Here is a 24,577-nt window from a genome sequence, read left to right on the forward strand (position 1 = left end):
CGGCAATCAGCCCGAGTATCTCGTAGCAGCTGTCGAGCCTTGGCGAGGCTCGACAGCTGCTACGGTTTGTTTTCAATGGCGGCGTGGCAGGTCGATGATGACCTTTAACCCGCCCAGCTCGCTCTCCTGCAACAGAAGCACCCCGCCCCACACCTCGACAATATCCCGCACGATCCCCAGCCCCAGACCATGCCCGTCAGTCTGCTCATCCAACCGCGTGCCTCGGCTGAACACCTGATCACGCTGGCTCTCGGGAATCCCCGGCCCGTCATCTTCGACAGCCAACCGAAAGCCTTCCGGGGTTTCGCCGATGCTCAACACAATCTCCGCATCCGCCCATTTGCACGCGTTGTCCAGCAGGTTGCCCAACAGTTCCAGCAGGTCTTCGCGGTCCCACGGCAATTGCAAACCGGGCGGCACGCGGTAACTCAAATCCAGGTGTTCGCCATGGATCATGTTCAGGGTCGCAAGCAACCCCGGTAATTCGCCGTCGCAATCGAACAAGGCACCCGGCAGTGTCTCTCCGGCCAGGCGGGCACGATTGAGTTCACGATTAAGCCGTTGCTGCACCTGCTCCAACTGTTCCCGCAGCAGCTTGCTCAGTTGCGGATGGTCCTTGAGCTGTTCACTGGATGCCACGCTCAACAACACCGCCAACGGGGTTTTCAAGGCATGGCCGAGATTGCCCAGGGCATTGCGCGAGCGCTTGAGGCTGTCTTCGGTGTGGGCCAGCAGATGGTTGATCTGCGCCACCAGCGGCTCCAGCTCCACCGGCACCTGGGTGTCCAGTTGCGAGCGCTGGCCCTGCTGCAGTTGGGCGATCTGGTTGCGCGCGGTCTCCAGCGGGCGCAAGGCGCGGCGCACGGTGACCCGTTGCAGAATCAGGATCAGCAACAGCGCCGCCAGCCCCAGCACCAGGCCGATCTGGCGCATCAGCCGAAAGCTTTCTCTGACGGGTGTGTAGTCCTGGGCCACGCTGATGGAAATCGACTGGCCAAACCGTTTGTAGTCCGAACGCAGTACCAGCAACTGCTGGCCTTCCGGCCCCAACTGCAGGTTGCCCTTCAGCCCGGCGTGGGGCAACTGCGGCAGTTCCTGGTCCCACAGCGAGCGGGAACGCCAATGGGTGTCGGCAAAATCGATACGGAAATAGTGCCCGGAAAACGGACGCTGGTACGCAGGAGACAACCGCTGCTCATCCAGTTGCACACCCGCCGGCCCGCGCACCAGCGCCACCAGCAGGTTCTCGCTGTCGTTGCGCAAGCCGGACTCCAAGTAACGTTGCAGGCCCATTTCGAACAGCCACAGGCTGGTCTGCGCCAGCACCAGGCCGACGATCACCATCACACTGATCAGCCCCAGGCTCAGGCGCCGCTGGATCGACTTCATGCCGGGCTGGCGCCAAACCGATAACCCTGGCCGCGCCGGGTCTCGATCACGCTGCGGCCCAACTTGCGGCGCAGGTGGTTGACGTGGACCTCCAACACATTGGAGTCACGCTCGGTCTCGCCATCGTACAAATGTTCGGCCAGGTGACTTTTTGAAAGGATTTGCTCGGGGTGCAGCATGAAGTAACGCAGCAGCCGAAACTCGGCCGCGGTCAGCTGGATCTCCTCGCCATCACGCATCACACACTGGCGACCCTCATCCAGGTGCAAGCCGGCAGCCTGCAAGGTGGGCTGATTGGCGTGGCCATGGGAACGACGCAGCAAGGCCTGGATACGCAGGTGCAGCTCTTCGGGATGGAACGGTTTGCTGAGGTAGTCGTCGGCCCCGGCCTTGAGCCCTTCGATGCGATCGGCCCAGGAGTCGCGGGCAGTGAGGATCAGCACCGGCGTGGCCAGGCCGGCGGCACGCCATTGCGTCAACACCTCAAGCCCGGGCAAACCCGGCAGGCCGAGGTCAAGGATGATCAGGTCGTAGGGTTCGCTGCGCCCCTGATACACCGCATCGCGCCCGTCCGCCAGCCAGTCGACGGCATAGCCCTGGCGATTGAGCCCGGCCATCAACTCATCGGCCAGGGGTACGTGGTCTTCCACCAGCAGCAGGCGCATCAGTCGTCTTCCTTGTCTTTGAGCAGTTGACCGGTGTTGGCATCGAGTTCGATCTCGCGCACTACGCCTTCCACCGTCAATAGTTCGATTTCATAGATATAGCGCACAGGGCGATCCTTGTGCTCTTCAAGCTCGGCGTCCAGCAGCTTGGCGCCCGGGTAGCGCTCGAAAGCCGGGCCCAGCAGATGCTCAAGCGGCGCGATCACACCCTCCTGGCGCAGGCGCAGCGCCTCGTCCTGGCCCAGGTCACGAGCGGCCAGGCCTGAGCAAAATGCCAGGAGCACCAGCGCCACTTGAACGCTGGTGCGTAGATTTACCTTCATTACGTGTCCTGATGATCCTTGAGGACGGCGCCGGTGACAGCGTCCAATTCCAGGTCCCACTCGACGCCCTGGGCGTCGCGCAGTTCAACCTGATAAAGGTACTTGCCGTATTCCTCTTCAAGCTCGGTTTCATGCACGGTGGCGCCGGGATGTTTGGCCAACGCCGTGGCGTTGAGCTTCTCGAAAGACACAATGGTACCAGCGTCGCGCAACTTCAGTGCTTCGTCCGGCCCCAGGTCGCGAGCCTGGGCGACGCCTGCGGTGAGGGCGATGATACTGCTGGCGATCAAGGCTGTGAGGGTTTTCATGGTGAGTCTCCGTTTCGGGATATTTTGCCTACGGGGCTCACGGTACTGGATCCAACTTAACTGAAACTGAATTGCCACCATGGCAATTCTCTGCGAGACCTTTGCCTGCAACCGGGCAAGATTTTCTATACTGCCCTGCTCGCGGTAAATGAGACCGGTATGACTGCTATCCATATGAAGTTCCCCGCCTTGACCCTCAAGGCCGGTAAACGCGCTTTTGCACGCATTCGTGAGCAGGGGCTTGCGCCTGCGGACGTCGGCATCCTTCCCGGCGCTGCCGGCGGGCCCAAGGCGCTGGGCATCCAGGGTCTGGACCTGGCGCTGTTTGGTGACTGGCTGCCCCGGGCGCCCCGCGAGCGTGCGCTGATCGGCGCCTCGATAGGCTCCTGGCGGTTTGCCAGTGCGTGCCTGCCCGACCCGGTGCAAGGCCTGCTCGACCTGGGCCGGCTGTACAACGCACAAAGCTTTGCCAAAGGTGTGACCATGGCCGAAGTCAGCCAGAGCTGCGTGCGCATGCTCGATGACTTGCTGGCCGGCCGCGATGCCCGCGTGCTCGACAACCCGCACTACCGGCTGAACATCATGGTGGTCAAAAGCCATGGCCTGCTCGCCGACGATCATCGCGGTCGGCTTGGTTTGGGGTTGTCCTCGGTGATCGCCGACAACCTGAGGGGCCGCGCGCGGTTGTCCCGGCACTTCGAACGGCTGATCGTCCACGACCCACGCCAGCCGCCACCGCTGCATGCGCTCAAGGATTTCCCGTCGCGCTTCCTTGATCTGGAACTGGGCAACCTGCGCCAGGCCTTGCTGGCGTCGGGCTCGATCCCCATGGTGATGCAAGGCGTACGCGACCTGCCGGGTGCGGGCCAAGGCACTTACCGCGATGGCGGCCTGCTGGACTATCACCTCGACCTGCCCTACCACGGCGATGACATCGTGCTGTACCCGCACTTCACCGACCGGGTCATTCCCGGCTGGTTCGACAAGGGCTTGCCGTGGCGCCGCGCCAATCAACAGGGTTTGCAGGATGTCCTGCTGCTGGCGCCGTCGAAGGAATACCTGGCGCGACTGCCCCACGGCAAACTGCCGGACCGCAGTGACTTCAAGCGCTTCATGGGGGATGACCCGGGCCGCAACAAGTACTGGCAAACCGCAATGAGCGAAAGCCAGCGGCTGGGGGATGAGTTTCTGCAACTGGCCGACAATGGCCAATTGGGCGAACGCCTGCTGGCTCTCTAGCGCCCTCTCCGTAGCAGCTGTCGAGCCCAAGCGAGGCTGCGTCGGCAGCACCTCGGTTTGCCAGACAAATCGCAAACGCAGCCTCGCCATGGCTCGACAGCTGCTACGCGGTATGCGCGCGGCCGCGACAAACTGTTAAACTCGCCGCCTGCCAGACACCTCACCGAGCTGAAAAACCCTGTGGAAATCTTCAAAGAGTTTACCTTCGAGTCCGCCCACCGCCTGCCCCACGTTCCGGAAGGCCACAAATGCGGGCGCCTGCATGGCCATTCGTTCAAGGTGGCGATCCACCTCAGCGGCGACCTCGACCCGCACACCGGCTGGATCCGTGACTTCTCGGAGATCAAGGCGATTTTCAAGCCGCTCTACGAACGCCTCGACCACAACTACCTCAACGACATCCCGGGCCTCGAAAACCCCACCAGCGAAGTGCTGGCCAAGTGGATCTGGAATGAACTGAAACCGCTGTTGCCGGAACTCAGCGCGATTCGCATCCATGAGACCTGCACCAGCGGCTGCATCTATCGCGGCGAATAAGCCGGCGATGTAAAAAACCACCCTTGCGGTGGTTTTTTTATGCCGGTGACTCCCTTACAGTCGTGGCCTCTTGTACAGGAAGCGCTGCGATGCCAACCCATATCCGCCCCGCTACCGTCGACGATATCGCCGCTATTGAAGCGATCGTCCACGCCGCCTACTCCCCTTACATCCAGCGAATCGGGCGCAAGCCAGGGCCGATGCTGGATGACTATCGCCAGCAGGTCGCTGCAGAACGGGTGCATGTGCTGGAGAGTGCGGGCCAGGTCCACGGCTTTGTCGTACTGATTCATCACGATGAGTACCTGCTGCTGGATAACCTGGCCGTCGACCCCGGTGCCCAGGGCTTGGGTTACGGGCGCCTGTTGCTGGGCTTCGCGGAAGGCCAGGCCAGGCATGGCTCCATCCGTCTCTACACCAATGAAGCGATGACCGAAAATATCGCGCTGTACACCCGCAAAGGCTATGTGGAAACCCACCGGGCCGAGGAAAACGGCTTGCGTCGGGTCTACATGCAAAAAGACCTCACCGCCTCGCACTGAAGGAGCTCCCATGGAAAACACCTGGCTGGCCCAGGCCAAGCGCCTGCAAGCATTGGCCTCCACGGGGCTGCACTTCTGCACCGATGACTTCGAGCGCGAGCGCCTTGAGGAAATCGCCCAGATTGCCCACAGCATGCTGGCGCAATTGGGCGAAGTACCGCTGGAGCGCATCACCGGGCTGGTGCCGGATTTTGCCAAACGTTATTCGACGCCCATGATTGATGTGCGGGGCGCAGTGATTGACGGTGACCGGATCCTGTTGGTCCGCGAGCTCACGGATGGCTGCTGGGCATTGCCCGGCGGTTATGCGGATATTGGTTTGTCGGCGGCTGAAAACATCGTCAAGGAAATTCGCGAAGAGGCCGGGCTGACGGTCACGGCCAAGGCGCTGTACAGCGTCACCCACAAGGCCAAAGGCTTGTACCGGCCGGATATCCGGGACTTCTACAAACTCTACTTTCTGTGCGAACGGGTTGATCAACTGGCGCCGGCGGCCGGTTTCGAAACCACCGAAGTTGGCTTCTTCAGCCTGGACGATCTGCCGCCGCTGTCCCGTGGCCGCACCATTGAAAGCGACCTTGAGGCCGCTTTTGCCTTTCATCGCGGGCAGACCACTCACACCCTGTTCGATTGAATCACGGGTGATCCAATTTGTATCACCCTGCACCGCTTTCGCGCCTGAGTGGGCAGAAAGACCAATCCCGCCTGCGTGTTTCCCCTGTTTGGCTATAAATACTGTGCAACCTGCACAGTCCTGACCGTGCGCCCGTCACTGCCTCGCACTTGGCACGACGGGTGCAATAGGCCTGCGTCACTCATTCAGGGAGAACGGCACATGACGCAGAACGAACCGGGCAATGACTACCCTCTCAGCGAGGTGCCCATGCATGCCCGCAAAGGCCTGGCCTCCACCGCCATGGTGCTGCTGGGCTTTACCTTTTTTACCGCGACCATGTTCGCCGGCGGCAAGCTGGGGGTGGCCTTCAGCTTTACCCAGATGCTCGGCGTCGTGGCCCTGGGTAACCTGCTGTTGGGTATCTACGCCGCAGGCCTGGGTTACATCGCGTTCAAGAGCGGTTTGAACTCGGTGCTGATGGGGCGCTTCTGCTTCGGTGAAGTGGGCAGCAAACTCAGCGACTTGATTCTCGGTTTTACCCAGATCGGCTGGTACGCCTGGGGCACCGCCACCGCAGCCGTAGTACTGGGCAAGTATTTCGAGTTGAGCCAGGGCAGCGTACTCGGGCTGATGGTGCTGTTTGGCATGGTGTTCTGCGCGACGGCCTACGTGGGCTATCGCGGGTTGGAGATTCTGTCCTACATCGCCGTGCCGGCCATGGGTATTTTGTTGTTTCTGTCGATGTGGGTCGCCACCGTCAAGGTCGGCGGGCTCGATGGACTGCTGGCGGTGGTGCCGACCGGTGAGCTGGACATGTCCACGGCTATCACGCTGGTGTTCGGCACCTTTGTCAGCGGCGCGACCCAGGCTACCAACTGGACGCGGTTCTCACGCTCGGCCAGGGTCGCGGTGCTGGCCAGCCTGATCGGCTTCTTTATCGGCAACGGCTTGATGGTGTTGATCGGTGCCTATGGCGCCATCGTCTACCAGCAGCCCGACGTGGTCGAAGTGTTGCTGCTGCAAGGCTTCGCCATGGCGGCCATGGCGATGCTGTTGCTGAATATCTGGAGCACCCAGGACAACACCATCTACAACTTCGCCGTCGCCGGCTGCAACCTGCTGCGCACCAAGCGCCGCAAAACGGTGACCCTGGCCGGTGCGGTGATCGGCACCCTGCTGGCGTTGCTGGGCATGTACGACATGCTGGTGCCCTACCTGATCCTGCTGGGCACGGTGATCCCACCGATTGGCGGGGTGATCATGGCGGATTTCTTCTATCGCTATCGCGGCCACTATCCGCGCCTGGCCGATACACGCCTGCCGGCCTTCAACTGGCCAGGGCTGATCGCCTATGCCGTGGGTACGGTGCTGGCCTTTCATTCACCCTGGGTGGCGCCATTGGTGGGGATCGTGGCGGCGTCCCTGACCTACATCGTGCTGACCAGCGTATTGCGGGTGCGGGCACCTTTGGCTGACGTCCAGGCATGAGCCTGACAGTCGCCGATGTGCTGGCCTTGCCCGGCCTTGAATCGATGTGCCTGCGGGCCGGGGAAGCCGGCCTGGAGAACACGGTGCGCTGGCCCTATGTCGCAGAAAACAGCGGCATTGCCGAATGGGTGCTGGGGGGCGAACTGGTGTTCGTCACCGGTATCAATCACCCACGGGACGAGGCCAATCTGTTGGTGCTGCTGGACGAAGCCTGTCAGCGCCAGGTCGCCGGCCTGGTGATCCTCACGGGGCCGGACTATATCCAGGCGATTCCCCAGCGTTTGCTGGAAGCGGCGCAAGCGGCGGGCATGCCGCTGATCGAACAGCCTTACTCGTTGAAGATGGTACTGGTGACCCAGGCCATCGGTTCGGCGTTGATCCAGTCGCAGCAGTTGGGGCGCTCGCGACACGATGTGCTGGAGCGCCTGCTGGCCGGTGATTACCAATCCCTGGATTTGCTGCTGCACCGCGCTGCGCAGTTGGACATGCCGCTGGCCGGCCATTGGCAACTCGTCCAGTTGCAACTGGACGGCAGCGACGCGCTGTTTGCCCAGGGTGAGGCGCCAGTGGTCGAGACGCAGCTTGCCCGACAACACGATGCGATTACCCGCCGTCTGCGCCAGTTTGCTGCGCAGCATCCGTCGCTCCTGCCCGTGCTGGGGCGTGCCGGACAATGGACGTTGCTGCTGCCTGCGATAGACGCGGGTGCGGCATTGGCCAACCGTCAGTTGTTGGCGGGTTGGTTGAAGGCACTGAATCTGCGCCTGGCACCGTTGAAACTGTTTATCGGCCTGAGTGCTGCCGCGCACCCACCCGCGCGCCTGGCCCAGGCCCTGGATGAGGCGCGCCAGGCATTGGCCGCTGCGCGACGGTTCAGTGAACGCGCCGGGCTGTGTGTCTACGATGAGTTGGGCGTGCTCAAGCTGCTCAGTGGCGTACGTGATCGCGCCCTGCTCGATCAGTTCCTCAACGAACGCCTGGGGCCGCTGCTGCGCCACGACCTGCACCATGGCCCAAGCCTGATGCCGACCCTGGAGGCCTGGTTCCACGAGAATGGTAACCTTGTGGCCGCAGCCCAACGGCTGGCGGTTCACCGCAACACCCTGACGCACCGCGTCCAGCGTATCGAAGCCCTGTGCGGGCTGACGCTGGACAATGCTTATGACCGCCTGGACATCGGCATCGCGCTGATGATCTGGCGGCTGTCTGCCTGACTGTTTTTTGCCAAGAGGAACTTGCCCATGCACATCATCAACGCCCGCCTGCGCAACCGTGAAGGCCTGCATGATCTGCACCTGGAACACGGCCGGATCGCCAGCATCACCCAACAAGGCGCGGCCCCTTTGGTAGGCCCCGACGACCTGGACGCCGCCGGCAACCTGGTGGTCCCGCCTTTCGTCGAGCCGCACATTCACCTCGATGCCACCCTGACCGCCGGCGAGCCGCGCTGGAACATGAGCGGCACCCTGTTTGAAGGCATCGAGTGCTGGGGCGAGCGCAAGGCCACCATCACCCTGGAAGACACCAAGACCCGCTCCAAAAAAACCATCCAGACCCTGGCCGCCCATGGCATCCAGCATGTGCGCACCCATGTCGACGTCACCGACCCGGACCTCACCGCGCTCAAGGCCATGCTTGAAGTACGCGAGGAAAGCGGCCACCTGATCGACCTGCAAATCGTCGCGTTCCCCCAGGAAGGCATCGAGTCCTACCGCAATGGCCGCGAGCTGATGGAAGAGGCCATTCGCCTGGGCGCCGACGTGATCGGCGGCATCCCGCACTTTGAATACACCCGTGACCAAGGGGTGAGTTCGGTGAAGTTCCTGATGGACCTGGCCGAACGCACCGGTTGCCTGGTCGATGTGCATTGCGACGAAACCGACGACCCACACTCGCGCTTTCTTGAAGTGCTGGCCGAAGAAGCCCGCAGCCGTGACATGGGCGCCCGCGTGACTGCCAGCCACACCACGGCCATGGGCTCCTACGACAATGCTTACTGCGCCAAACTCTTCCGCCTGCTGGGGCATTCGGGCATCAGCTTTGTCTCCTGCCCTACCGAAAGCATCCACTTGCAGGGCCGCTTCGACACTTTCCCCAAACGCCGCGGCGTGACCCGGGTCAACGAACTGCTGGAGGCTGGCATGAACGTCTGCTTCGGCCAGGACTCCATCGTCGACCCTTGGTATCCCTTGGGTAACGGCAACATTTTGCGGGTGCTGGAAGCCGGGTTGCATATCTGCCACATGCTTGGCTACCGCAACCTGCAAAGTGCCCTCGACCTGGTCACCGACAACAGCGCCCGGGCGATGGCTCTGGGGGATCGTTATGGCCTGGAACCGGGACGCCCGGCGAACCTGTTGATCCTGTCTGCAGACAGCGACTATGAAGTGATTCGCAGCCAGGGCTTGCCGTTGTATTCGATTCGCGCGGGCAAAGTGTTGATGAAACGCCGGCCGGCGCAGGTGGAGTTTTTGTAGGCTCATACGATTGAATCTATATCGAGGGTTTGTGGCTTTCCCCAGCCATCATCCGATTGTGGCGGGATGCTCGCCACTTGGGTGAGTACGCGATTTTGCGGGTGAGCGAACCAGCGTTTCAGGCTGGATTGCAGGGATGGGGATGAAGCGTGGCTGCCGTAGACGTCGCGGGCCTGGAGGCGGCGCCAGCGGAGGGTTGCCAGGCGGTCGCGACTACTTTGCAGACGATCAGCTTCGATGCTCAAGGCCTGGATATCTTCATAACCACGCTGATTGGTCGGTCGATAGCGGTCCAGTTCTCGTTTTTTCTCCCGCAGTTGTTGCCGCATGCTGATCAGCGCTTTTTCGATCAGCTCAAATTCACTCGCAGTCACCAGTGTTCCGTCGGCGTCCACGGTTTGCTGCCAGCGGCGTAACGTCGCCCAGGCTGCCGGGATGTAGCTTGCGGTCATAAAGTGCTGCTTGTATTGGACTAGCTGCTTGATCAGGTTGGCCCGGTCCGGCATATCACCGCTGAGTTGAATCGCGCGATTGCATGCAGCTTCTTCGATCGACTCACACCCGGGGTTCCACAATATTGAAGACTGTGTGCCGTCGGGCAAGGCAATCGGCATGAAATGCTGCTGGGAGCCGTGATGCTGATAGGCGTTCCCGCCCACCCGCACCAACCCAAGTGCGAACAGCAGGCCAGCAGGTGCAGGATTGCTGAACAGGGTAACAAGCCCGGGAATCCAGAGTTTGGCAGTTGTGTTCATCCAGGGTGCCGGGACGCTGGGTACCGGGTCGTTATGATTGACGATGCGGTGATGCACCAAAGATGAAGCACCGTCAGTGAACTCAGAGTCGGCAGCGCGGGGAGCGCCATAGGTGTAAAGAAGGATGTTGCGGTCGTAACCTGGAATTCGCCTAAGAGACTCTGCCAGCAGCAGTGCTATGGCGCCGCCGAGACTATGGCCACAAATTATGATGCGCTGGCCTATGTAGAACCGGTCGAGGTAATGCAGCGCAAAATCACGCATCGCCCGATACGCGCCATAAAAGCCCTCATGAACCTTACCAACACCCTCGACAAAAGCGACCTGGTGAGCATTGGCATCCCTCAGCCCATCGGAACGGCTTGCAGTGCCCCGCACTGCGATCAGGATCACATGGTCGTGATGGCTGATAAACGCCTGAGTATCAGTGCCATTCTCCTCGTCATCAAAAAAATGCAGCTTCGCTGGGTGGGCCGGGGACTCTCCTTGCTCCGATCGATTTTGCTCATACAACTCAGGATCAAAAGGCAACACCTCGAATCGTTGCGAGTACGGCACGTCTTCATACACGGGATAAAAGTGTTCCACCTGGTCGGAATCGAACTTCCAAGCCTCCTGATAGCCCGACAGTTGTTCGGAAAAAAAATTGCCCACACTGGGCTCTATGGGAAAGCTGACCTGGTCCATCGGCGGAGTCGATGGTTCCTGCCCAAAATCGCAATAACTCAAGGTAGCCATAAGCGCCAACTGATAAAGGTTCAAGGCACAGAACTGGTCTTCAATCGACAACAACGGGCGTAACGCACGCAGCGGCCTTACCTCCAGCACAGTGTGCAGGTCAGGAAATAAAACCAGCCCTGTCAGCTTGGGCTGAGGGGGGCCAAACCCAAGTTCAGCCAGCATGCGGAGCGCATGCCGCGGTGGTCGATGGGTTCTGGGCGCCAAGGGAGGCAAATGAGCAGTGTGCAAGACCAAGTCACTGACCTCGACTTGATAGAATTTGCCTGTTTCCCGCCCTGCCGGGTTTCGCTCGACGCGCTCCCCGTCTACACGTGAAAACCGCGTCTGTTCGGCTCGTACCTGAAGCTCGGTGATAGGCAGTGGATAACAACCACGCGTTTGCAACGTTGCGTAGTAATCCCCGCTCATTTCATATGGCGCATCGAAGATCAGAACCACAGGCCCTCGATATGGGTTGTCCAACTTTGCGAAACCGTTTCCATCCAAACGACCTGCATATTGTTGACCTGTGCTGTCAAAAACCTTGTACGCAAGACCCCCATAAGCGTTTCCGTCACCTGATTCGTCCACAAGACAAAAACTCAGCCAACATCCACGCACTGCACAAGCCGGCATTTTCCCGCTGAAAAAGGGTTGTTTCCATTCTGTAAGCGCCATCGCTGAATATCCTTATTCAGTAAAAGTTAAAGATAAGTACGCTCCCCATCAGATTTCCCCAAACACGAGCCTCACCGTTTTGCCGTTCAACTCATCACGCTGCACACGACCACCCGTTGCTGTCGTTGGCGGCAGTCCTCTTGCATCCACCAGGTTGCATTGAAATACGTTATCAGTCGCCTGCGTTGGCCCTGCCGGCCTGAGTAACCACTGACAGGCCCCCGGCACCTCCAAGGTACCTTCCCCCGGCATTCGAGACATATGGGGTTCAACCCAATCATGCACACCGATAAACGCAAAATCCCCCCCACTGTCCGACAAGTGCTCAGCCGACTTCGCATAGACATCAAACGTCATGTAACGCAGCACTAACGGACACCCGTTCACCGTCTCCGTCAGAGGCAACTCGAAGCTCGCCCGATTCGCCACCGACTTCTCAAGAGCGTCGAATATCTTGATCTCTGGCAGATCACCTGGACGCCATCGTAAAGTGCAAGTCTCACCTGTTCCGGGGACGTAAGTTGCATCGCCTCTGAGTCTGTAATTCGCCGGCAAATCGACCTCCAAAGTGAAACTATCAGCAGGCTTCATCACACAACCGGAAACACCCAGCACACTGCAAACGAATACCCCTCGCCACACGCCCGACATAAATCCCCTACGCATCCTGCTGCTCCCGCTCCACCCGACGCCACTCCCCAACCACCCGCTGAAAATGATCCTCTGCCACTTCCCCCTGCATCGGTTGCCATCGAACAAGCACGTCCCCAGTGGCCTCCACCAAGCGCCGCACCACCAAAAACTCCAGCTGTTCCGGCCTGTCCCATTGCCAGGCCCGCGCTTGCTCCAGCACCTGCGCCAACCATATTCTCGGGTCTTGAAATTCAACCAGTGCGCTCAACGCCTCGCTGTACTCGGCCAGCAGGTAACGCAGGATATTGGCTTGCAGAATCACTCCCGCCTGGGGATTCGGCACCTCCAGCCACGGCGCAGGATCGGGTACCGGATACGCCCCCGGAGCCGGGTTATCGACACAACTCCAACGCTCACCCTGCCAGTAACACACGCCGATCAGCGGCCCGAGAAAAACAGGCCAGTCCCGAGCAGGCAGGTGAACCAAGGCCCGCGCCAAGGTGCGGTTATCGTGGAAGCGGTACAGCGCCTGACTGCCCGCCGTTCCCACCACCAACCTGTCGCGCCAGTGCCGGGTAACACCCGATAAATCATCACCAGGCAGGCTGCCCAACCAGCCCCAATTACGCTGGGGGTTTTGCAGCAAACCCACCAATGCGGGCTCGCTGACATGGTCGAGCAACAGGAGCATCGGCCCATCCGCTGCCATTTCCGATGCGACGGTTTCACCATAGAGGCAGCGATACTCAGCGACCGTGCGTGTCGCCAGCAGTACCCCACGCGCATCGCTTTCACCCTGTAGAACCAGGCACAGCCGGCGCCCTGCCTGCTGCTGTTCAGCCATCCACTGGCCAGGCGCGATCTCCATCAAGCCGCCCTCCCCGTGGATTCGCACAGGCCTTCACGGCAGCGCTCGCACACTGGACAGAAGTCCGCATCCAGTCTTCTGGCCAGCTCCATGACTGCGCCTTGGATAACCGAAACCTTCGGCCCATCCGCTGCAAATGCGGGCGAAGCAGCCACGTCACCCGGTCCAACTGGGTTGGCTGTGCGAATCACGGCAGGCGCACCGCCCAACGTGATCGGCCGACTGCTGAAAATCCCGCCGGCCTGAATCAGCAAATGCTCACCACCGGCCTTGAAGCTCAACTGCGCACCGGCATCGATAACCAGATTGGCCCCCGCCTTCAGATGGACCTGTTGCCCCGCTTCGATCACCAGGGTCTGGCCGACAAGGGTCTGGCTGTTGCCCTGCACGTGCAAGTGATCATCAGCCCCAAGCCGAACCTTGCGGTCGCCGGCGATGCTGCGGTGTTCCTCGCCTCCCAGAGTGGTGGCACTCAAGCCGTGGATGGTTTCCCGACGTTCGCCCACCACCTCCAGCCGACTGTCGTGGCCGACCTGCTGCTCCAGATCGCGTTGGGCGCGCAGGTAGATGAGTTCCTGGCCGCTGCGGTCCTCGAGGTGCAGCTCGTTGGCCCCCGCCCCGCCCGGCGAACTGCGGCTGCGTAGCACACTGCGGGTTTTGTGTTGGGGCAACGGATAGGCAACAGGCTGCAAGGTATTGGGCAGGCAACCATTGATCACGGGCCGGTCTGGATCACCTTCCAGGAACGTCACCAGTACCTCCATGCCCACACGCGGGATCATCACCGCGCCATAGCTGTCACCCGCCCATCCGGACGCCACACGCACCCAGCAGCTGCTCTTGTCGTCGTGCTGGTCCAGGCGGTCCCAATGAAAGCGAATTTTCACCCGGCCGTGAGCGTCGCAATGCACGTCTTCACCCTCGGGCCCGGTGACGGTTGCGGTCTGGCTGCCACTGATACGCGGTTTGACGTGCTTGAGCGGCGGGCGGTAAGCGGCGCGCCAGGGCGTTGCGGTAAATCGATTGCGGTAGCCGTGGAATGCCTCGACATCCACCACCGCCTCCTCCAGCACCTGCGGTTGATAGCCTTCGTGACGCACGCCGGTGATCAGCCACAAGTCATTACAGGTGCGGTCCGGATGGCCGCGCAGTTCCAGGAAATGCCCGCTGCGCAAAGCCGGCTGGTCACTGCGGCCCAGGGCCCGATGGCGGTCGCGTTGATGACGTTCCAGGCCACGCCGGGCCAACTGCGAACCTCGCAGATGCCCCGTGAATCCCGCGGGGTATTGATAGTCTTCAAGTGCCGGGAAAGACCCGGCCTGCTCCTGCAAGCGCAGCGACGGATGTTCGAAGTCGTAGTCACGCCGAACAACCTGAGCACTGCGCGTGGCCAGGCGCACATCGAAACGCTGGATCACCAGCGTTTCGGCAGCCGGGCCTCCGGCCGGGCAGTAGCGTTGCGCCGCCAAACGACGAAACACCGTCTGGTCATCACCCAACACCAGTACATGGGCGTCTGCACTGTGGCGAAAGTGGTAGTGAATGCCCTCTTCCTCGCACAGCCGCTGGATAAAGTGCAGGTCGGTTTCCGCGTATTGCACACAGAACGTACGCGGTGGGTAAACCACCGGCCCCAGTTCGAAGGTATAGGCATCAGCAAGGATGCCGTGCTGCTCAAGCACTGCCGCGATGATTTGCGGCACGCTGCGCTGCTGGAAAATCCGCTGGTCGCAACGATGGGCCAGGTACGCCACGCGCGGCGCAAGGGTGAGGTGGTAGCGGGTCAGCCGCTGCCCCGGGCCTTCCCGGCCAATGCTGTAGATTTGCCCGTGCAGGCCTTCACCGGGCTCGCCAAAATCCAGATAGGCCGGTTGGTGAAGTAACTTCTCCAGATCCAGGCTGGGGTTTTCACTGACCCACTGCACTTCAATGAAAAAAGGCTGGTCAATCGTTTCGCTGCCTTTAAAAGCCAGCACCTGAAATGCCTGGTTCATTCCTGCAACGACCAGTTTGAAACGTGACGAAACAAGCGTATTGAACATCCGTTGTTACCCGCCATTCATTGTCGAGCTGAAATAACTTCTCCCGTAAAACGCAGATAAAGCCACTCAATTCGAAGCCGATAAAAAGTGCCTGAACCCCAGGAATACTAGCGATTTCAGGCGAAATTCGGCCGCTTCAAAATAAAAAAGAAGATTCGCACACCGATATTGGAAGGGTCTTTTATAAATACAGAAATGCAGTTAAACAGCCAGTACTGACTAACGGGAATACTCTTACACCACCATTCACCAGAGCTGCTTATTTATAGAGAAACAGCTGACAAAGATGATTAAGCCCGCTACTGCCTTTTTCAAACTTCCTGCAGCCGCGCAGTCCCGAACAGGCTAACGCTCGGCAACTCACCCGGCTCTGCTTGCAACCGTACGGGTGCGGTACCGCCCGGCATCACCACCGCCACCTGACCCGCCGTCACCCATCCTACAGACCAGGCGGCGCATGCCACCGCACTGGCGCTGGTCCCGGAGGACGCCGTGGGCCCCTCACCACGCTCAAACACCCGCGCGATCACGCGATTGCCTGAATCCCGGGCGACCCATTGCAGGTTGACCCCGGAAATACAAGGTTGGCCGGCCCCGGCAGGTGGTGCGAAAGCAATCGCCCTCAGCGGATCGAACCAGGCTGATCGATGCAGCTGGGCGTTGTCCGGCAACGCTGACGCGTCCTGTACCAGCGTCACACAATGCGGGTTGCCCACACGCACAAACTGGCTGTGATTCCACTCGGGGTTGAGCGCAGCCAGTGGCGAAACATGGCTCACCTCAGTTCCCTCAAGCGAGACCGCGCCCACACCAACAGCCCCTACCGCCAAAGGCCCGAACTCGGGACGCCCCAGCGCCAGCCAAAACCCCTGGACCTGTTCGTACTCCGCCGGCTCAACCCGCGTAACCACCGGCGACAGTGCGTCTGTCTTGTCGTGATGCACCCGCAACTCACAGCCTTGCGCCATCAATCCCTGGTCGGTCAACGACTGGGCAAAGATCGTCAGGCCATTGCCACTGCGTTCGGCCAGGGAACCGTCGGTGTTGACGATCAACAGGTCAAAAGGCGGCGCGGCCTGGAACGGCCCCACCAACAAACCGTCACAACGATGCGCCTTGGCCTCTGCCGGGCGCGGCAACTCATCCCAACCGCACTCGGCGGCAATCGCCGCCAATGCCCAAACACCTCGGGTGCCAGCGGCCAAGTCGGCACGGTCCGGCACGTCGATACCCTTGCTGCCTAACTGCGCCGGGCTTACCACCCCGTAGATATTCCCGCGGGCGTCGTAGAACAGGGTCATTGCGCAGTCCGCATAAAGATTCGTACCACCTCTTCCAGGTGCTTGCGCATCGCCTGTCGCGCACCCTCCACGTCTCGCAATTCCAGTGCATCGAGGATCTTGCGGTGCTCGTCTTCCGAGCGATGGGGCATGTCGTCCGAGGTGTAATGCGCCTGCAACCGCTGGAACATGCTGCCGTAACGATGCCCCAGCAAGTGCGCAATCATCAACGCATACGCCGGATTGCCCGAGGCCTGGGCGATGCGAATGTGAAACAGGCGATCGCCCGGATGGGTATGGGAGCCGTCGCGGTTGTCCTGCACATTACGCTCGAAGGCCTCGCGGATCCCCGCCAGCTCTTCGTCGGTGGCATGTTTGGCGGCCAGGGCGGCGGCTTCCGGCTCAATCAGGCGACGGGCCTGGAGCAGGGAAAACGGTGGAATCTCGGCATTGAAGTCGACGTGCAGGTTGAGTTCCGGATCGAACTCTTTCCATTGATCCCGGGTGGCCTGGGCCATCACCGGTTCCTGGCTGACTGTCGGTTGCACGGGTTCACACACCAGCACGCCGTTGCCCACCCGCACGTCTACCAGGCCGATCACCTCCAGGGCAATCATCGCCTCACGCACGGAAGCGCGACTCACGCCCAGCAGTTTGGCGAGTTCACGCTCAGCGGGAAGTCGACTGCCCGGCGGAAATTCTCCGCTGTCGATCAACGCTCGCAACTGGTCGGCAATCTGTCGATAAAGACGTTGGTTATCAATCACTTGAAATGGCATCTAGGCTCAGCTCGATTCATGCACAGCACGGTCAAAGCGATCAACCCGCAAAAAAGCCGCTTGTTGACCGGGATGACCCATGCTAAAAATTGGATCAATGGCCTGACCATTGGATCGTTTCCAGTGTGCTGATCATAGCAAACCCACCAGGGTTCGCTATGCCGCAGATGCAGGTGTTTGACGCCCTCAATGGCCTGACCATTGAGCCAATAATAACAATCAAGGGAGTCTGTCATGGACCTCACCGGTAAACGCGTGCTGATCACCGCCGCCGCCCAGGGCATTGGCCGCGCCAGCGTCGAAGCCTATCTGGCGGCAGGGGCCGAAGTGATTGCAGCCGACATCAATCAACAGGCGCTCGCTGACTTGTCGGGCGCGCAAACGGTCTTGCTCGACGTCACCGACGCCAGCGCTATTCAACGCCTTGCTGCCGAGATCGGCCCGCTCGATGTGCTGTTCAACTGCGCAGGCGTGGTGCACGCCGGCAATATTCTCGAATGCCCGGAAAGCGACTGGACGTTTGCCCTGGACCTGAACGTCACCGCCATGTACCGCATGATCCGCGCGTTTCTGCCGGGGATGCTGGCGGCGGGCGGTGGCTCGATCATCAACATGTCGTCGGTGGCCTCCAGCCTCAAGGGCGTGCCCAACCGCTTTGCCTATTGCGCCAGCAAGGCGGCCGTCATCGGCCTGACCAAATCCGTCGCGGCCGACTTTGTCACCCAGCGCATCCGCTGCAACGCTATCTGCCCGGGCACCGTGGAGTCGCCTTCGCTGCAGCAACGCATCGTCGAACAAGCCCGCCATGAAGGCCGTCAACAGGACGAGGTGTACGCCGCCTTCACTGCGCGCCAGCCGATGGGACGCCTGGGCACGCCCCAGGAAATTGCCCAGTTGGCGCTGTACCTTGGCTCCGATGCCAGCGCGTTTACCACCGGCACCACCCAGATCATTGACGGCGGCTGGAGCAACTGACCGCCCACTTCCAATAAGAGGATTGCTCATGAAATTGCTGCGCTATGGTGAAAAAGGTCAGGAACGCCCGGCCCTGCTGGACGCTGATGGACGTCTGCGTGACCTGTCCGCCCACATCAGTGATATCGCCGGTGACGCCCTGCTCCCGCAAAACCTCGCTCGCCTGCAAGAACTCGACCCCGCGAGCCTGCCCCTGGTACCGGGCAATCCGCGTTTGGGCGCCTGTGTCGGCCAGGTAGGCAAATTCATCTGCATCGGCCTGAACTACGCCGATCACGCTGCCGAAACCGGCGCCCCCATCCCTGACGAACCGATCATCTTCAACAAGTGGACCAGCGCCATCGTCGGCCCCAACGACACCATCGAAATCCCCCGCCACTCCACCAAGACCGACTGGGAAGTGGAGTTGGGCGTGGTGATCGGCCAGGGTGGCCGCTACATCGAGGAAAGCCAGGCCATGCAGCACGTGGCCGGCTACTGCGTGATCAACGATGTCTCCGAGCGCGAGTTCCAGCTGGAACGCGGCGGCACCTGGGACAAGGGCAAGGGCTGCGACACCTTCGGCCCGCTCGGCCCCTGGCTGGTCAGCCGCGACGAGATCGCCGACCCGCACCAACTGTCGATCTGGCTGGAAGTCGACGGCCACCGCTACCAGAACGGCAACACCCGCACGATGATTTTCCAGATTCCCAAACTGATCAGCTACCTCAGCCAGTTCATGAGCCTGCAACCGGGGGATGTGATTTCCACCGGCACCCCGCCCGGTGTCGGCCTGGGGATCAAGCCAGTGCCGGTCTACCTCAAGCCCGGGCAAAAAATCCGCCTGGGTATCGAAGGCCTCGGCGAACAGAACCAGACCACGGTCGACGCCTGACCAGAGACTAGGAGCCGTTCATGACTACCATTACCGCGATTCGCGTCGAAGATATCCGCTTTCCTACGTCCCAGTCCCTGGACGGTTCCGACGCCATGAACCCGGACCCGGACTACTCGGCCGCCTATGTGATTTTGCAGACCGACAACCCGGCCCTTGAAGGCCATGGCCTGACCTTCACCATCGGCCGTGGCAACGAGATTTGCTGCGCGGCGATCCAGGCCATGCAGCCGCTGCTGGTGGGCTTGACCCTGGAATGGATCGCCGAAGACATGGGCCGCTTCTGGCGGCATGTCACCAGTGACAGCCAGTTGCGCTGGATCGGCCCGGACAAGGGCGCAATCCACCTGGCCACCGGCGCGATCGTCAATGCCGCGTGGGACTTGTGGGCCAAGGCCGAAGGCAAACCCCTGTGGCGCCTGGTCGCCGACATGAGCCCGGAACAGCTGGTGCGCTGCATCGATTTCCGCTACATCACCGACTGCATCACCTCCAGCGAAGCCCTGGCCTTGCTGCACCAACGCGCCGAAGGCAAGGCTGAACGCCTGGCCGACCTGCAAGCCAACGGCTACCCCTGCTACACCACCTCCGCCGGCTGGCTCGGTTACGGCGACGAAAAGCTGCGCAGGCTGTGCCAGGAAGCGGTGGATGCCGGCTTCAACCACGTCAAGCTCAAGGTCGGCCACGACTTGCAGGATGACCTGCGGCGCGTACGCATCGCCCGCGAAGTATTGGGCCCGGACCGCCAATTGATGATTGACGCCAACCAGGTGTGGGAAGTCGACACCGCCATCGATTGGGTGCGCGAATTGGCGTTTGCCAAGCCGTGGTTCATCGAGGAACCCACCAGCCCCGACGATATCGAAGGCCATCGCAAGATTCGCCTGGGCGTGGCGCCGGTCAAGGTCGCCACCGGCGAGATGTGCCAGAACCGGATCATCTTCAAGCAATTGATCATGCGCGAAGCCATCGACGTGGTGCAGATTGACGCCTGCCGCCTGGGCGGGGTCAACGAGGTGCTGGCGGTGATGCTGATGGCGGCCAAATATGGCCTGCCCGTGTGCCCGCATGCCGGCGGTGTCGGGCTTTGCGAGTACGTGCAGCACCTGTCGATGATCGACTACCTGTGCATCGCCGGCACCCACGAAGGCCGGGTGATCGAGTATGTCGACCACTTGCACGAGCATTTCGAGGAACCTTGCGTGGTGCGCGGTGCGGCCTATCTGCCGCCGAAGGCGCCGGGCTTTTCGATCCAGATGAAAGCCGCGTCCCGGGAGCAATACCGCCACCGGCCGTGAGCTGAACCGCAATTTGAATGGACGGAGCACAATAACAATGTCGTCCCCATCACCTTTGAGGCTCGATGCGCACCAGCATTTCTGGCGCTACCGGGCCGCTGATTATCCGTGGATCGGTACGGCTGAGGCTGACCTGCGGCGGGACTTTCTCCCACAGGACTTGCGGCCGTTGCTCGACGCTGCCGACCTGGATGGCTGCATTGCCGTGCAAGCCCGCGCCGGTGAGCAGGAAACCGACGCGCTGCTGGAAATGGCGCGGCAGCACCCATGGATACTCGGCGTCGTCGGCTGGGTCGACCTGTGCGACCCACGCCTGGAACAGCACCTGGAACAGTGGCGCGACGCACCGGGACTCAAGGGCTTTCGGCATCAGATTCAGGATGAGCCTACGCCTGCCAGCTTTATGGCTGACGCGAAGTTCTCCCGTGGCCTGCAACACCTGCAGCAACAAGGCTACGTCTACGAAGTGCTGATCCGCTGCGCCGACCTCGACGCCGCGACAGCCCTGTGCCAGCGCCACGACCGGCATCATCTGGTGCTGGACCACCTGGGCAAACCGGACATCGCCAACGGCCCCGTCGGTTGGGCCGAACACCTGGCGCCACTGGCCGCCCTGCCCCACGTCAGTTGCAAGCTGTCGGGCCTGCTCACCGAAGCCGGGCCCGAGCAACGCAACGCCCGAGCCCTGCGCCCCTACATCGAACTGGCGCTGGAATTGTTCGGCGCCGAGCGCCTGATGTTCGGTTCGGACTGGCCGGTGTGCCTGCTGGCCGGGGAATACCAGGGCACCTGCCAATTGCTGCAACAGACCCTCGGCCCACTGTCGCCCGATGAACAGCAAGCCATCTGGGGCGGCACGGCCCAGCGGGTCTATCACCTTGAAGGAAACTGCCCATGAATCTGCATTTGCAGGACCGCGTGATCATCGTCACCGGCGGCGGCTCGGGGATTGGCGCCGCCATTTCCCTGGGGTTGATTGCCGAAGGCGCAATCCCGGTAATTTTCGGCCATCAACCGTTGTCGCCGGCCTTCGCGGCCGAGCTTGAGCAGCACGGTCAAAGCCACTTCATCCGTGTCGAGTTGCGCGATGAGGACGCCTGCCGCGCAGCCGTCAACGAAGTGTTGCGACGTTTCGGACGCATCGACGGCTTGGTGAACAACGCCGGGGTCAACGACGGCGTGGGCCTGGATGCGGGCCGTGCAGCGTTCGTCGAATCCCTGGAAAAGAACCTGATTCATTACTACTTGATGACCCACTTGTGCCTCGATGCCCTCAAGGCCAGCCGCGGGGCAATCGTGAATATCAGCTCCAAGACGGCCCTCACCGGCCAGGGCGGTACCAGCGGTTATACCGCCGCAAAAGGTGCGCAGCTGTCACTGACCCGGGAATGGGCCGCCTCCTTGCTGGAGTTCGGCATCCGGGTCAATGCCGTGGTGCCCGCCGAGGTGCTGACGCCGCTGTATCAACGCTGGATCGACGGCTTCGACAACCCCGAGGCCAAGCTCGCCGCCATCGTCGAAAAAATCCCCTTGGGCAAACGGATGACCACTCCCGAGGAAATTGCCGACAGCGTGCTGTTCCTGCTCTCACCCCGCGCCTCCCACACCACCGGACAGTGGCTGGTGGTGGATGGAGGCTACACCCACCTCGACCGGGCGCTGACATGAGCGGCCAACGTTACTGCCTGGCGCTGGACCTGATCGACGATGCGGCATTGATCGCCGAGTACCAGCAGCTGCATCGACGCATCTGGCCTGCCGTGGCAGAGCATCTGCGCAGCCAGCAAATCCTGGAAATGCAGATCTGGCGCCTGGGCACGCGGCTGTTCATGGTCATGGACACCGCGGCCGGGTTCAGCTTCGAAGGGCTGGACCACGCTGCACGCGCCAACCCCGACGTGCAAGCCTGGGAAACCCTGATGTGGCGCTTCCAGGCCCCCACGCCGTGGACTGACCCCGGCGGCAAATGGCAGCCCCTGGAGCAGATTTTCTGCCTTACCGACCAACCCTGATACCCGCTGCATCGCACGCCTTGATCCCATAAAAACAACAGGAGAAGCGTCATGTTAAGCAAAGATACACACCTGCCAGGCACCCGTGCCGTGCCGACCTATCGCTGGGCGCTGATGCTGGTGACCAGTCTGTTTTTCCTCTGGGGCTTGTCCTACGGTTTGCTCGACGTACTGAACAAGCACTTCCAGGAAGTCCTGCACGTCAGCAAGGCCCAGTCCGGGCTGTTGCAAAGCGCCTATTTCGGCGCGTACTTCCTGATTGCCCTGCCGGCAGGGTTGTTGATGGACCGCCACGGCTACAAGGCCGGGATCCTGCTGGGCCTGTGCCTGTATGCGACGGGCGCGCTGCTATTCATGCCGGCGGCTGCGGCGGCGAGCTTTCCGTTTTTCCTGTTCGCGCTGTTTGTCATCGCCTGCGGCCTGGGCTGCCTGGAGACCGCTGCCAACCCCTATGCCACCGTGCTGGGCGAACCCCAGGGCGCCGAGCGGCGGTTGAACCTGGCGCAATCATTCAATGGCCTTGGCCAGTTCTTCGGCCCGCTGATTGGCGGCGCGATGTTCTTCAGCGCCGGCAGCACACCGGCCTCGGACATGAGTTCGTTGCAGACCACCTACGTGGTGATCGCGGTCCTGGTACTGCTGGTGGCGCTGCTGATCGCCCGCACGCCGCTGCCGGATTTGCGCGCGCAGGAACAGGCACTGCAACCGACGGTCGGCAAGGGTCTGTGGCAGCACCGGGAGTTCGTCGGTGGGGTGATCACGCAGTTTTTCTATGTGGCGGCCCAGGTCGGAGTCGGCGCATTTTTCATCAACTACGTCACCGAGCATTGGGCACAGATGGGCAATCAGCAAGCCGCCTACCTGCTGTCGATCGCAATGCTGGCCTTCATGTTCGGGCGCTTTTTCAGTACCTGGCTGATGGGCCGGGTCAGCGCGCAGAAGCTGCTGCTGATTTATGCGCTGATCAATATCGCGTTGTGCGGCCTGGTGGTGATCGGCCTGGAAGGTATCTCGGTGATCGCGCTGATCGCAGTGTTCTTCTTCATGTCGATCATGTTCCCGACGCTGTTCGCCATGGGCGTGAAGAACCTCGGGCCGCACACCAAGCGCGGCAGTTCGTTCATGATCATGGCGATCGTCGGCGGCGCCCTGATGCCCTACTTGATGGGCAAGGTGGCGGACAACAGCACAGTGGCGCTGGCTTACCTGTTGCCTATGGGGTGTTTCGTGATTGTGGCGGTATATGCCCGTAGTCGCTTGCGCCATCCGTGAAGTACCGCCCCGGCGTCGTCCCGAATGTACGCCGGAACATCGCAATAAAGGCACTGACGTTTTCATAACCCAGGTCCAGCGCAACCCGGGTCACGGGTGCATGCGCCGCCAGCAACTCCAGGGCGCGCAACAATCGCGCGCGCTGGCGCCACTGGCTGAAGGTGAACCCGGTCTCGGCAACAAACCGCCGGGCCAGGGTACGCGGCGAGACACCGGCCCACTGCGCCCAGTGTTCCAGAAGGCGGTTGTCGTCGGGACTGTCGGCCAGCGCCTGGGCGATGCGCAACAGGCGCGGGTCCCGGGGCAGCGGCAAGCCGAATGGTTCCTGGGGCAACCCGGCGATTTCATCAAGGATCACCTGGGCGATCCGTGACTGAGGCGGCTCGAGCAGCGCCTGGCTCCAGGTTGCCGCGCGCCTGACGGCTTCCAGCAACAAGGCCGACGTGGCGATAACGCACGTCTGTCGGGGCAGCCCTGCGCATGCCTGGGGTTCGACATACACACTCCAGCCATCAAACGGCCCGTGGGAACGCAAGGCGTGGGAACAATCGGGGGCAATCCACACCGCGTGGGTGGCCGGTACTACCCAATGCTGGTGCGCCGCCTGCACCGACAACAACCCGCGCTGGGCTCCGAGCAATTGCCCGCGGGCATGCTGATGAAGGGCCGTGGTGCGTGCTACCGGACTGCTGCGCAACGTCGCCACCAGCAACGGACCGCCGGTCGCATTGGCGAGCTGGGCTGAAACGAGTGTTGACGGCATATGGCAGCTTTACCGTATTGAATGACCTGGATAAGGCAGTGTAG

General features: G+C 61.5%; 25 protein-coding genes. 14 read left to right on the forward strand and 11 right to left on the reverse strand.

Annotation, left to right across the window (positions count from 1 at the left end):
• Positions 1-72: 72 nt before the first annotated feature.
• From HX801_RS29455 to HX801_RS29470, 4 genes are read right to left on the reverse strand one after another with little or no spacing between them, the layout of a single operon-like run.
• The gene (locus tag HX801_RS29455; protein ID WP_008432791.1) at positions 73-1,389 is read right to left on the reverse strand and encodes a sensor histidine kinase; all 1,317 of its coding nucleotides are present in this window, start codon (positions 1,387-1,389) and stop codon (positions 73-75) included.
• Positions 1,386-2,054 carry a response regulator transcription factor gene (locus HX801_RS29460; RefSeq protein ID WP_177023237.1) on the reverse strand — a complete coding sequence of 223 codons (669 nt, stop codon included), beginning with the start codon at positions 2,052-2,054 and terminating at the stop codon, positions 1,386-1,388. Before HX801_RS29460 ends, HX801_RS29455 begins: the two co-directional genes overlap by 4 nt.
• On the reverse strand, positions 2,054-2,377 hold the full coding sequence (locus HX801_RS29465) for a PepSY domain-containing protein (RefSeq protein WP_008432790.1): 324 nt from the start codon (positions 2,375-2,377) through the stop codon (positions 2,054-2,056). Before HX801_RS29465 ends, HX801_RS29460 begins: the two co-directional genes overlap by 1 nt.
• Entirely contained in the window at positions 2,377-2,685 is a 309-nt protein-coding gene (locus HX801_RS29470; RefSeq protein WP_003219548.1) for a PepSY domain-containing protein, read from the reverse strand. Before HX801_RS29470 ends, HX801_RS29465 begins: the two co-directional genes overlap by 1 nt.
• A gap of 159 nt (positions 2,686-2,844) precedes the next feature.
• Between HX801_RS29470 and HX801_RS29475 the strand changes: the two genes are divergently transcribed.
• The 7 genes from HX801_RS29475 (at position 2,845) to codA (ending at position 9,584) form a co-directional block, all read left to right on the forward strand.
• Entirely contained in the window at positions 2,845-3,924 is a 1,080-nt protein-coding gene (locus HX801_RS29475; protein WP_177023238.1) for a patatin-like phospholipase family protein, read from the forward strand.
• A 180-nt stretch (positions 3,925-4,104) separates the two neighbouring features.
• Complete coding sequence (gene queD, locus HX801_RS29480) at positions 4,105-4,461, forward strand: 6-carboxytetrahydropterin synthase QueD (RefSeq protein WP_003190259.1); 357 nt, start codon at positions 4,105-4,107, stop codon at positions 4,459-4,461.
• An 89-nt stretch (positions 4,462-4,550) separates the two neighbouring features.
• Complete coding sequence (locus tag HX801_RS29485) at positions 4,551-5,003, forward strand: GNAT family N-acetyltransferase (RefSeq protein WP_177023239.1); 453 nt, start codon at positions 4,551-4,553, stop codon at positions 5,001-5,003.
• 10 nt (positions 5,004-5,013) lie between these two features.
• Entirely contained in the window at positions 5,014-5,637 is a 624-nt protein-coding gene (locus HX801_RS29490; protein WP_008432778.1) for an NUDIX hydrolase, read from the forward strand.
• A 201-nt stretch (positions 5,638-5,838) separates the two neighbouring features.
• On the forward strand, positions 5,839-7,107 hold the full coding sequence (gene codB / locus HX801_RS29495) for a cytosine permease (protein WP_003219542.1): 1,269 nt from the start codon (positions 5,839-5,841) through the stop codon (positions 7,105-7,107).
• Entirely contained in the window at positions 7,104-8,321 is a 1,218-nt protein-coding gene (locus HX801_RS29500; protein WP_177023240.1) for a PucR family transcriptional regulator, read from the forward strand. The genes codB and HX801_RS29500 overlap by 4 nt, the downstream gene beginning before the upstream one ends.
• Positions 8,322-8,348: 27 nt before the next feature.
• The gene (gene codA / locus HX801_RS29505) at positions 8,349-9,584 is read left to right on the forward strand and encodes a cytosine deaminase (RefSeq protein ID WP_177023241.1); all 1,236 of its coding nucleotides are present in this window, start codon (positions 8,349-8,351) and stop codon (positions 9,582-9,584) included.
• 2 nt (positions 9,585-9,586) lie between these two features.
• Here the strand turns inward: codA and HX801_RS29510 are convergent, their stop codons facing one another.
• From HX801_RS29510 to HX801_RS29535, 6 genes are all read right to left on the reverse strand, one after another.
• On the reverse strand, positions 9,587-11,737 hold the full coding sequence (locus HX801_RS29510; RefSeq protein ID WP_177023242.1) for a lipase family protein: 2,151 nt from the start codon (positions 11,735-11,737) through the stop codon (positions 9,587-9,589).
• A gap of 48 nt (positions 11,738-11,785) precedes the next feature.
• Positions 11,786-12,328, reverse strand: a complete 543-nt coding sequence (locus HX801_RS29515) for a hypothetical protein (protein ID WP_158660302.1) — start codon at positions 12,326-12,328, stop codon at positions 11,786-11,788.
• 67 nt (positions 12,329-12,395) lie between these two features.
• Positions 12,396-13,238: a DUF4123 domain-containing protein gene (locus tag HX801_RS29520; RefSeq protein ID WP_177023243.1), complete on the reverse strand. Its 843-nt coding sequence runs from the start codon at positions 13,236-13,238 to the stop codon at positions 12,396-12,398.
• Positions 13,238-15,280, reverse strand: coding sequence for a type VI secretion system tip protein VgrG (locus HX801_RS29525; protein WP_177023244.1), 2,043 nt, complete (start codon positions 15,278-15,280; stop codon positions 13,238-13,240). The genes HX801_RS29520 and HX801_RS29525 overlap by 1 nt, the downstream gene beginning before the upstream one ends.
• Positions 15,281-15,591: 311 nt before the next feature.
• On the reverse strand, positions 15,592-16,581 hold the full coding sequence (locus tag HX801_RS29530) for a diaminopimelate epimerase (RefSeq protein ID WP_177023245.1): 990 nt from the start codon (positions 16,579-16,581) through the stop codon (positions 15,592-15,594).
• A complete protein-coding gene (locus HX801_RS29535) occupies positions 16,578-17,339 on the reverse strand; it encodes a FadR/GntR family transcriptional regulator (RefSeq protein WP_008432767.1) in 762 nt (253 codons plus the stop codon). The genes HX801_RS29530 and HX801_RS29535 overlap by 4 nt, the downstream gene beginning before the upstream one ends.
• 234 nt (positions 17,340-17,573) lie before the next feature.
• On the opposite strand from HX801_RS29535, the gene HX801_RS29540 reads away from it, so the two are divergent.
• Genes HX801_RS29540 through HX801_RS29570 form a run of 7 tightly spaced genes read left to right on the forward strand, consistent with a single transcriptional unit; the run spans position 17,574 to position 23,770 of the window.
• Positions 17,574-18,314 (forward strand): SDR family oxidoreductase, encoded by a 741-nt coding sequence (locus HX801_RS29540; RefSeq protein WP_008432765.1) that lies wholly within the window; start codon positions 17,574-17,576, stop codon positions 18,312-18,314.
• A 28-nt stretch (positions 18,315-18,342) separates the two neighbouring features.
• Positions 18,343-19,188 (forward strand): ureidoglycolate lyase, encoded by an 846-nt coding sequence (locus HX801_RS29545; protein WP_102369452.1) that lies wholly within the window; start codon positions 18,343-18,345, stop codon positions 19,186-19,188.
• Positions 19,189-19,208: 20 nt separating this feature from the next.
• Entirely contained in the window at positions 19,209-20,486 is a 1,278-nt protein-coding gene (locus HX801_RS29550; RefSeq protein ID WP_177023246.1) for an L-fuconate dehydratase, read from the forward strand.
• 37 nt (positions 20,487-20,523) lie between these two features.
• Entirely contained in the window at positions 20,524-21,384 is an 861-nt protein-coding gene (locus HX801_RS29555) for an amidohydrolase (RefSeq protein WP_177023247.1), read from the forward strand.
• Positions 21,381-22,154, forward strand: a complete 774-nt coding sequence (locus tag HX801_RS29560; RefSeq protein ID WP_003219518.1) for an SDR family oxidoreductase — start codon at positions 21,381-21,383, stop codon at positions 22,152-22,154. Before HX801_RS29555 ends, HX801_RS29560 begins: the two co-directional genes overlap by 4 nt.
• Complete coding sequence (locus HX801_RS29565) at positions 22,151-22,498, forward strand: L-rhamnose mutarotase (RefSeq protein ID WP_003219515.1); 348 nt, start codon at positions 22,151-22,153, stop codon at positions 22,496-22,498. Before HX801_RS29560 ends, HX801_RS29565 begins: the two co-directional genes overlap by 4 nt.
• A 51-nt stretch (positions 22,499-22,549) precedes the next feature.
• On the forward strand, positions 22,550-23,770 hold the full coding sequence (locus HX801_RS29570; RefSeq protein ID WP_177023248.1) for a sugar MFS transporter: 1,221 nt from the start codon (positions 22,550-22,552) through the stop codon (positions 23,768-23,770).
• Here the strand turns inward: HX801_RS29570 and HX801_RS29575 are convergent.
• Positions 23,712-24,533 carry a helix-turn-helix domain-containing protein gene (locus HX801_RS29575; RefSeq protein WP_177023249.1) on the reverse strand — a complete coding sequence of 274 codons (822 nt, stop codon included), beginning with the start codon at positions 24,531-24,533 and terminating at the stop codon, positions 23,712-23,714. The genes HX801_RS29570 and HX801_RS29575 overlap by 59 nt on opposite strands.
• Positions 24,534-24,577: the final 44 nt, after the last annotated feature.

The sequence above is a fragment of the Pseudomonas sp. G1002 genome (assembly GCF_013385455.1).
GTDB lineage: Bacteria > Pseudomonadota > Gammaproteobacteria > Pseudomonadales > Pseudomonadaceae > Aquipseudomonas.

Excerpts from the sequence above, each read along its gene's own strand:
- HX801_RS29475 (WP_177023238.1), top strand. The coding sequence starts at position 2,845 with ATGACTGCTATCCATATGAAGTTCCCCGCCTTGACCCTCAAGGCCGGT.
- HX801_RS29500 (WP_177023240.1), top strand. The coding sequence starts at position 7,104 with ATGAGCCTGACAGTCGCCGATGTGCTGGCCTTGCCCGGCCTTGAATCG.
- HX801_RS29540 (WP_008432765.1), top strand. The coding sequence starts at position 17,574 with ATGGACCTCACCGGTAAACGCGTGCTGATCACCGCCGCCGCCCAGGGC.
- HX801_RS29555 (WP_177023247.1), top strand. The coding sequence starts at position 20,524 with ATGTCGTCCCCATCACCTTTGAGGCTCGATGCGCACCAGCATTTCTGG.
- HX801_RS29545 (WP_102369452.1), top strand. The coding sequence starts at position 18,343 with ATGAAATTGCTGCGCTATGGTGAAAAAGGTCAGGAACGCCCGGCCCTG.
- HX801_RS29565 (WP_003219515.1), top strand. The coding sequence starts at position 22,151 with ATGAGCGGCCAACGTTACTGCCTGGCGCTGGACCTGATCGACGATGCG.
- HX801_RS29570 (WP_177023248.1), top strand. The coding sequence starts at position 22,550 with ATGTTAAGCAAAGATACACACCTGCCAGGCACCCGTGCCGTGCCGACC.
- HX801_RS29520 (WP_177023243.1), bottom strand. The coding sequence starts at position 13,238 with ATGGAGATCGCGCCTGGCCAGTGGATGGCTGAACAGCAGCAGGCAGGG.
- codB (WP_003219542.1), top strand. The coding sequence starts at position 5,839 with ATGACGCAGAACGAACCGGGCAATGACTACCCTCTCAGCGAGGTGCCC.
- HX801_RS29455 (WP_008432791.1), bottom strand. The coding sequence starts at position 1,389 with ATGAAGTCGATCCAGCGGCGCCTGAGCCTGGGGCTGATCAGTGTGATG.
- HX801_RS29515 (WP_158660302.1), bottom strand. The coding sequence starts at position 12,328 with ATGAAGCCTGCTGATAGTTTCACTTTGGAGGTCGATTTGCCGGCGAAT.
- HX801_RS29470 (WP_003219548.1), bottom strand. The coding sequence starts at position 2,685 with ATGAAAACCCTCACAGCCTTGATCGCCAGCAGTATCATCGCCCTCACC.
- HX801_RS29525 (WP_177023244.1), bottom strand. The coding sequence starts at position 15,280 with ATGTTCAATACGCTTGTTTCGTCACGTTTCAAACTGGTCGTTGCAGGA.
- codA (WP_177023241.1), top strand. The coding sequence starts at position 8,349 with ATGCACATCATCAACGCCCGCCTGCGCAACCGTGAAGGCCTGCATGAT.
- HX801_RS29550 (WP_177023246.1), top strand. The coding sequence starts at position 19,209 with ATGACTACCATTACCGCGATTCGCGTCGAAGATATCCGCTTTCCTACG.
- HX801_RS29490 (WP_008432778.1), top strand. The coding sequence starts at position 5,014 with ATGGAAAACACCTGGCTGGCCCAGGCCAAGCGCCTGCAAGCATTGGCC.
- HX801_RS29575 (WP_177023249.1), bottom strand. The coding sequence starts at position 24,533 with ATGCCGTCAACACTCGTTTCAGCCCAGCTCGCCAATGCGACCGGCGGT.
- HX801_RS29530 (WP_177023245.1), bottom strand. The coding sequence starts at position 16,581 with ATGACCCTGTTCTACGACGCCCGCGGGAATATCTACGGGGTGGTAAGC.
- HX801_RS29560 (WP_003219518.1), top strand. The coding sequence starts at position 21,381 with ATGAATCTGCATTTGCAGGACCGCGTGATCATCGTCACCGGCGGCGGC.
- HX801_RS29535 (WP_008432767.1), bottom strand. The coding sequence starts at position 17,339 with ATGCCATTTCAAGTGATTGATAACCAACGTCTTTATCGACAGATTGCC.
- HX801_RS29465 (WP_008432790.1), bottom strand. The coding sequence starts at position 2,377 with ATGAAGGTAAATCTACGCACCAGCGTTCAAGTGGCGCTGGTGCTCCTG.
- HX801_RS29510 (WP_177023242.1), bottom strand. The coding sequence starts at position 11,737 with ATGGCGCTTACAGAATGGAAACAACCCTTTTTCAGCGGGAAAATGCCG.
- HX801_RS29485 (WP_177023239.1), top strand. The coding sequence starts at position 4,551 with ATGCCAACCCATATCCGCCCCGCTACCGTCGACGATATCGCCGCTATT.
- HX801_RS29460 (WP_177023237.1), bottom strand. The coding sequence starts at position 2,054 with ATGCGCCTGCTGCTGGTGGAAGACCACGTACCCCTGGCCGATGAGTTG.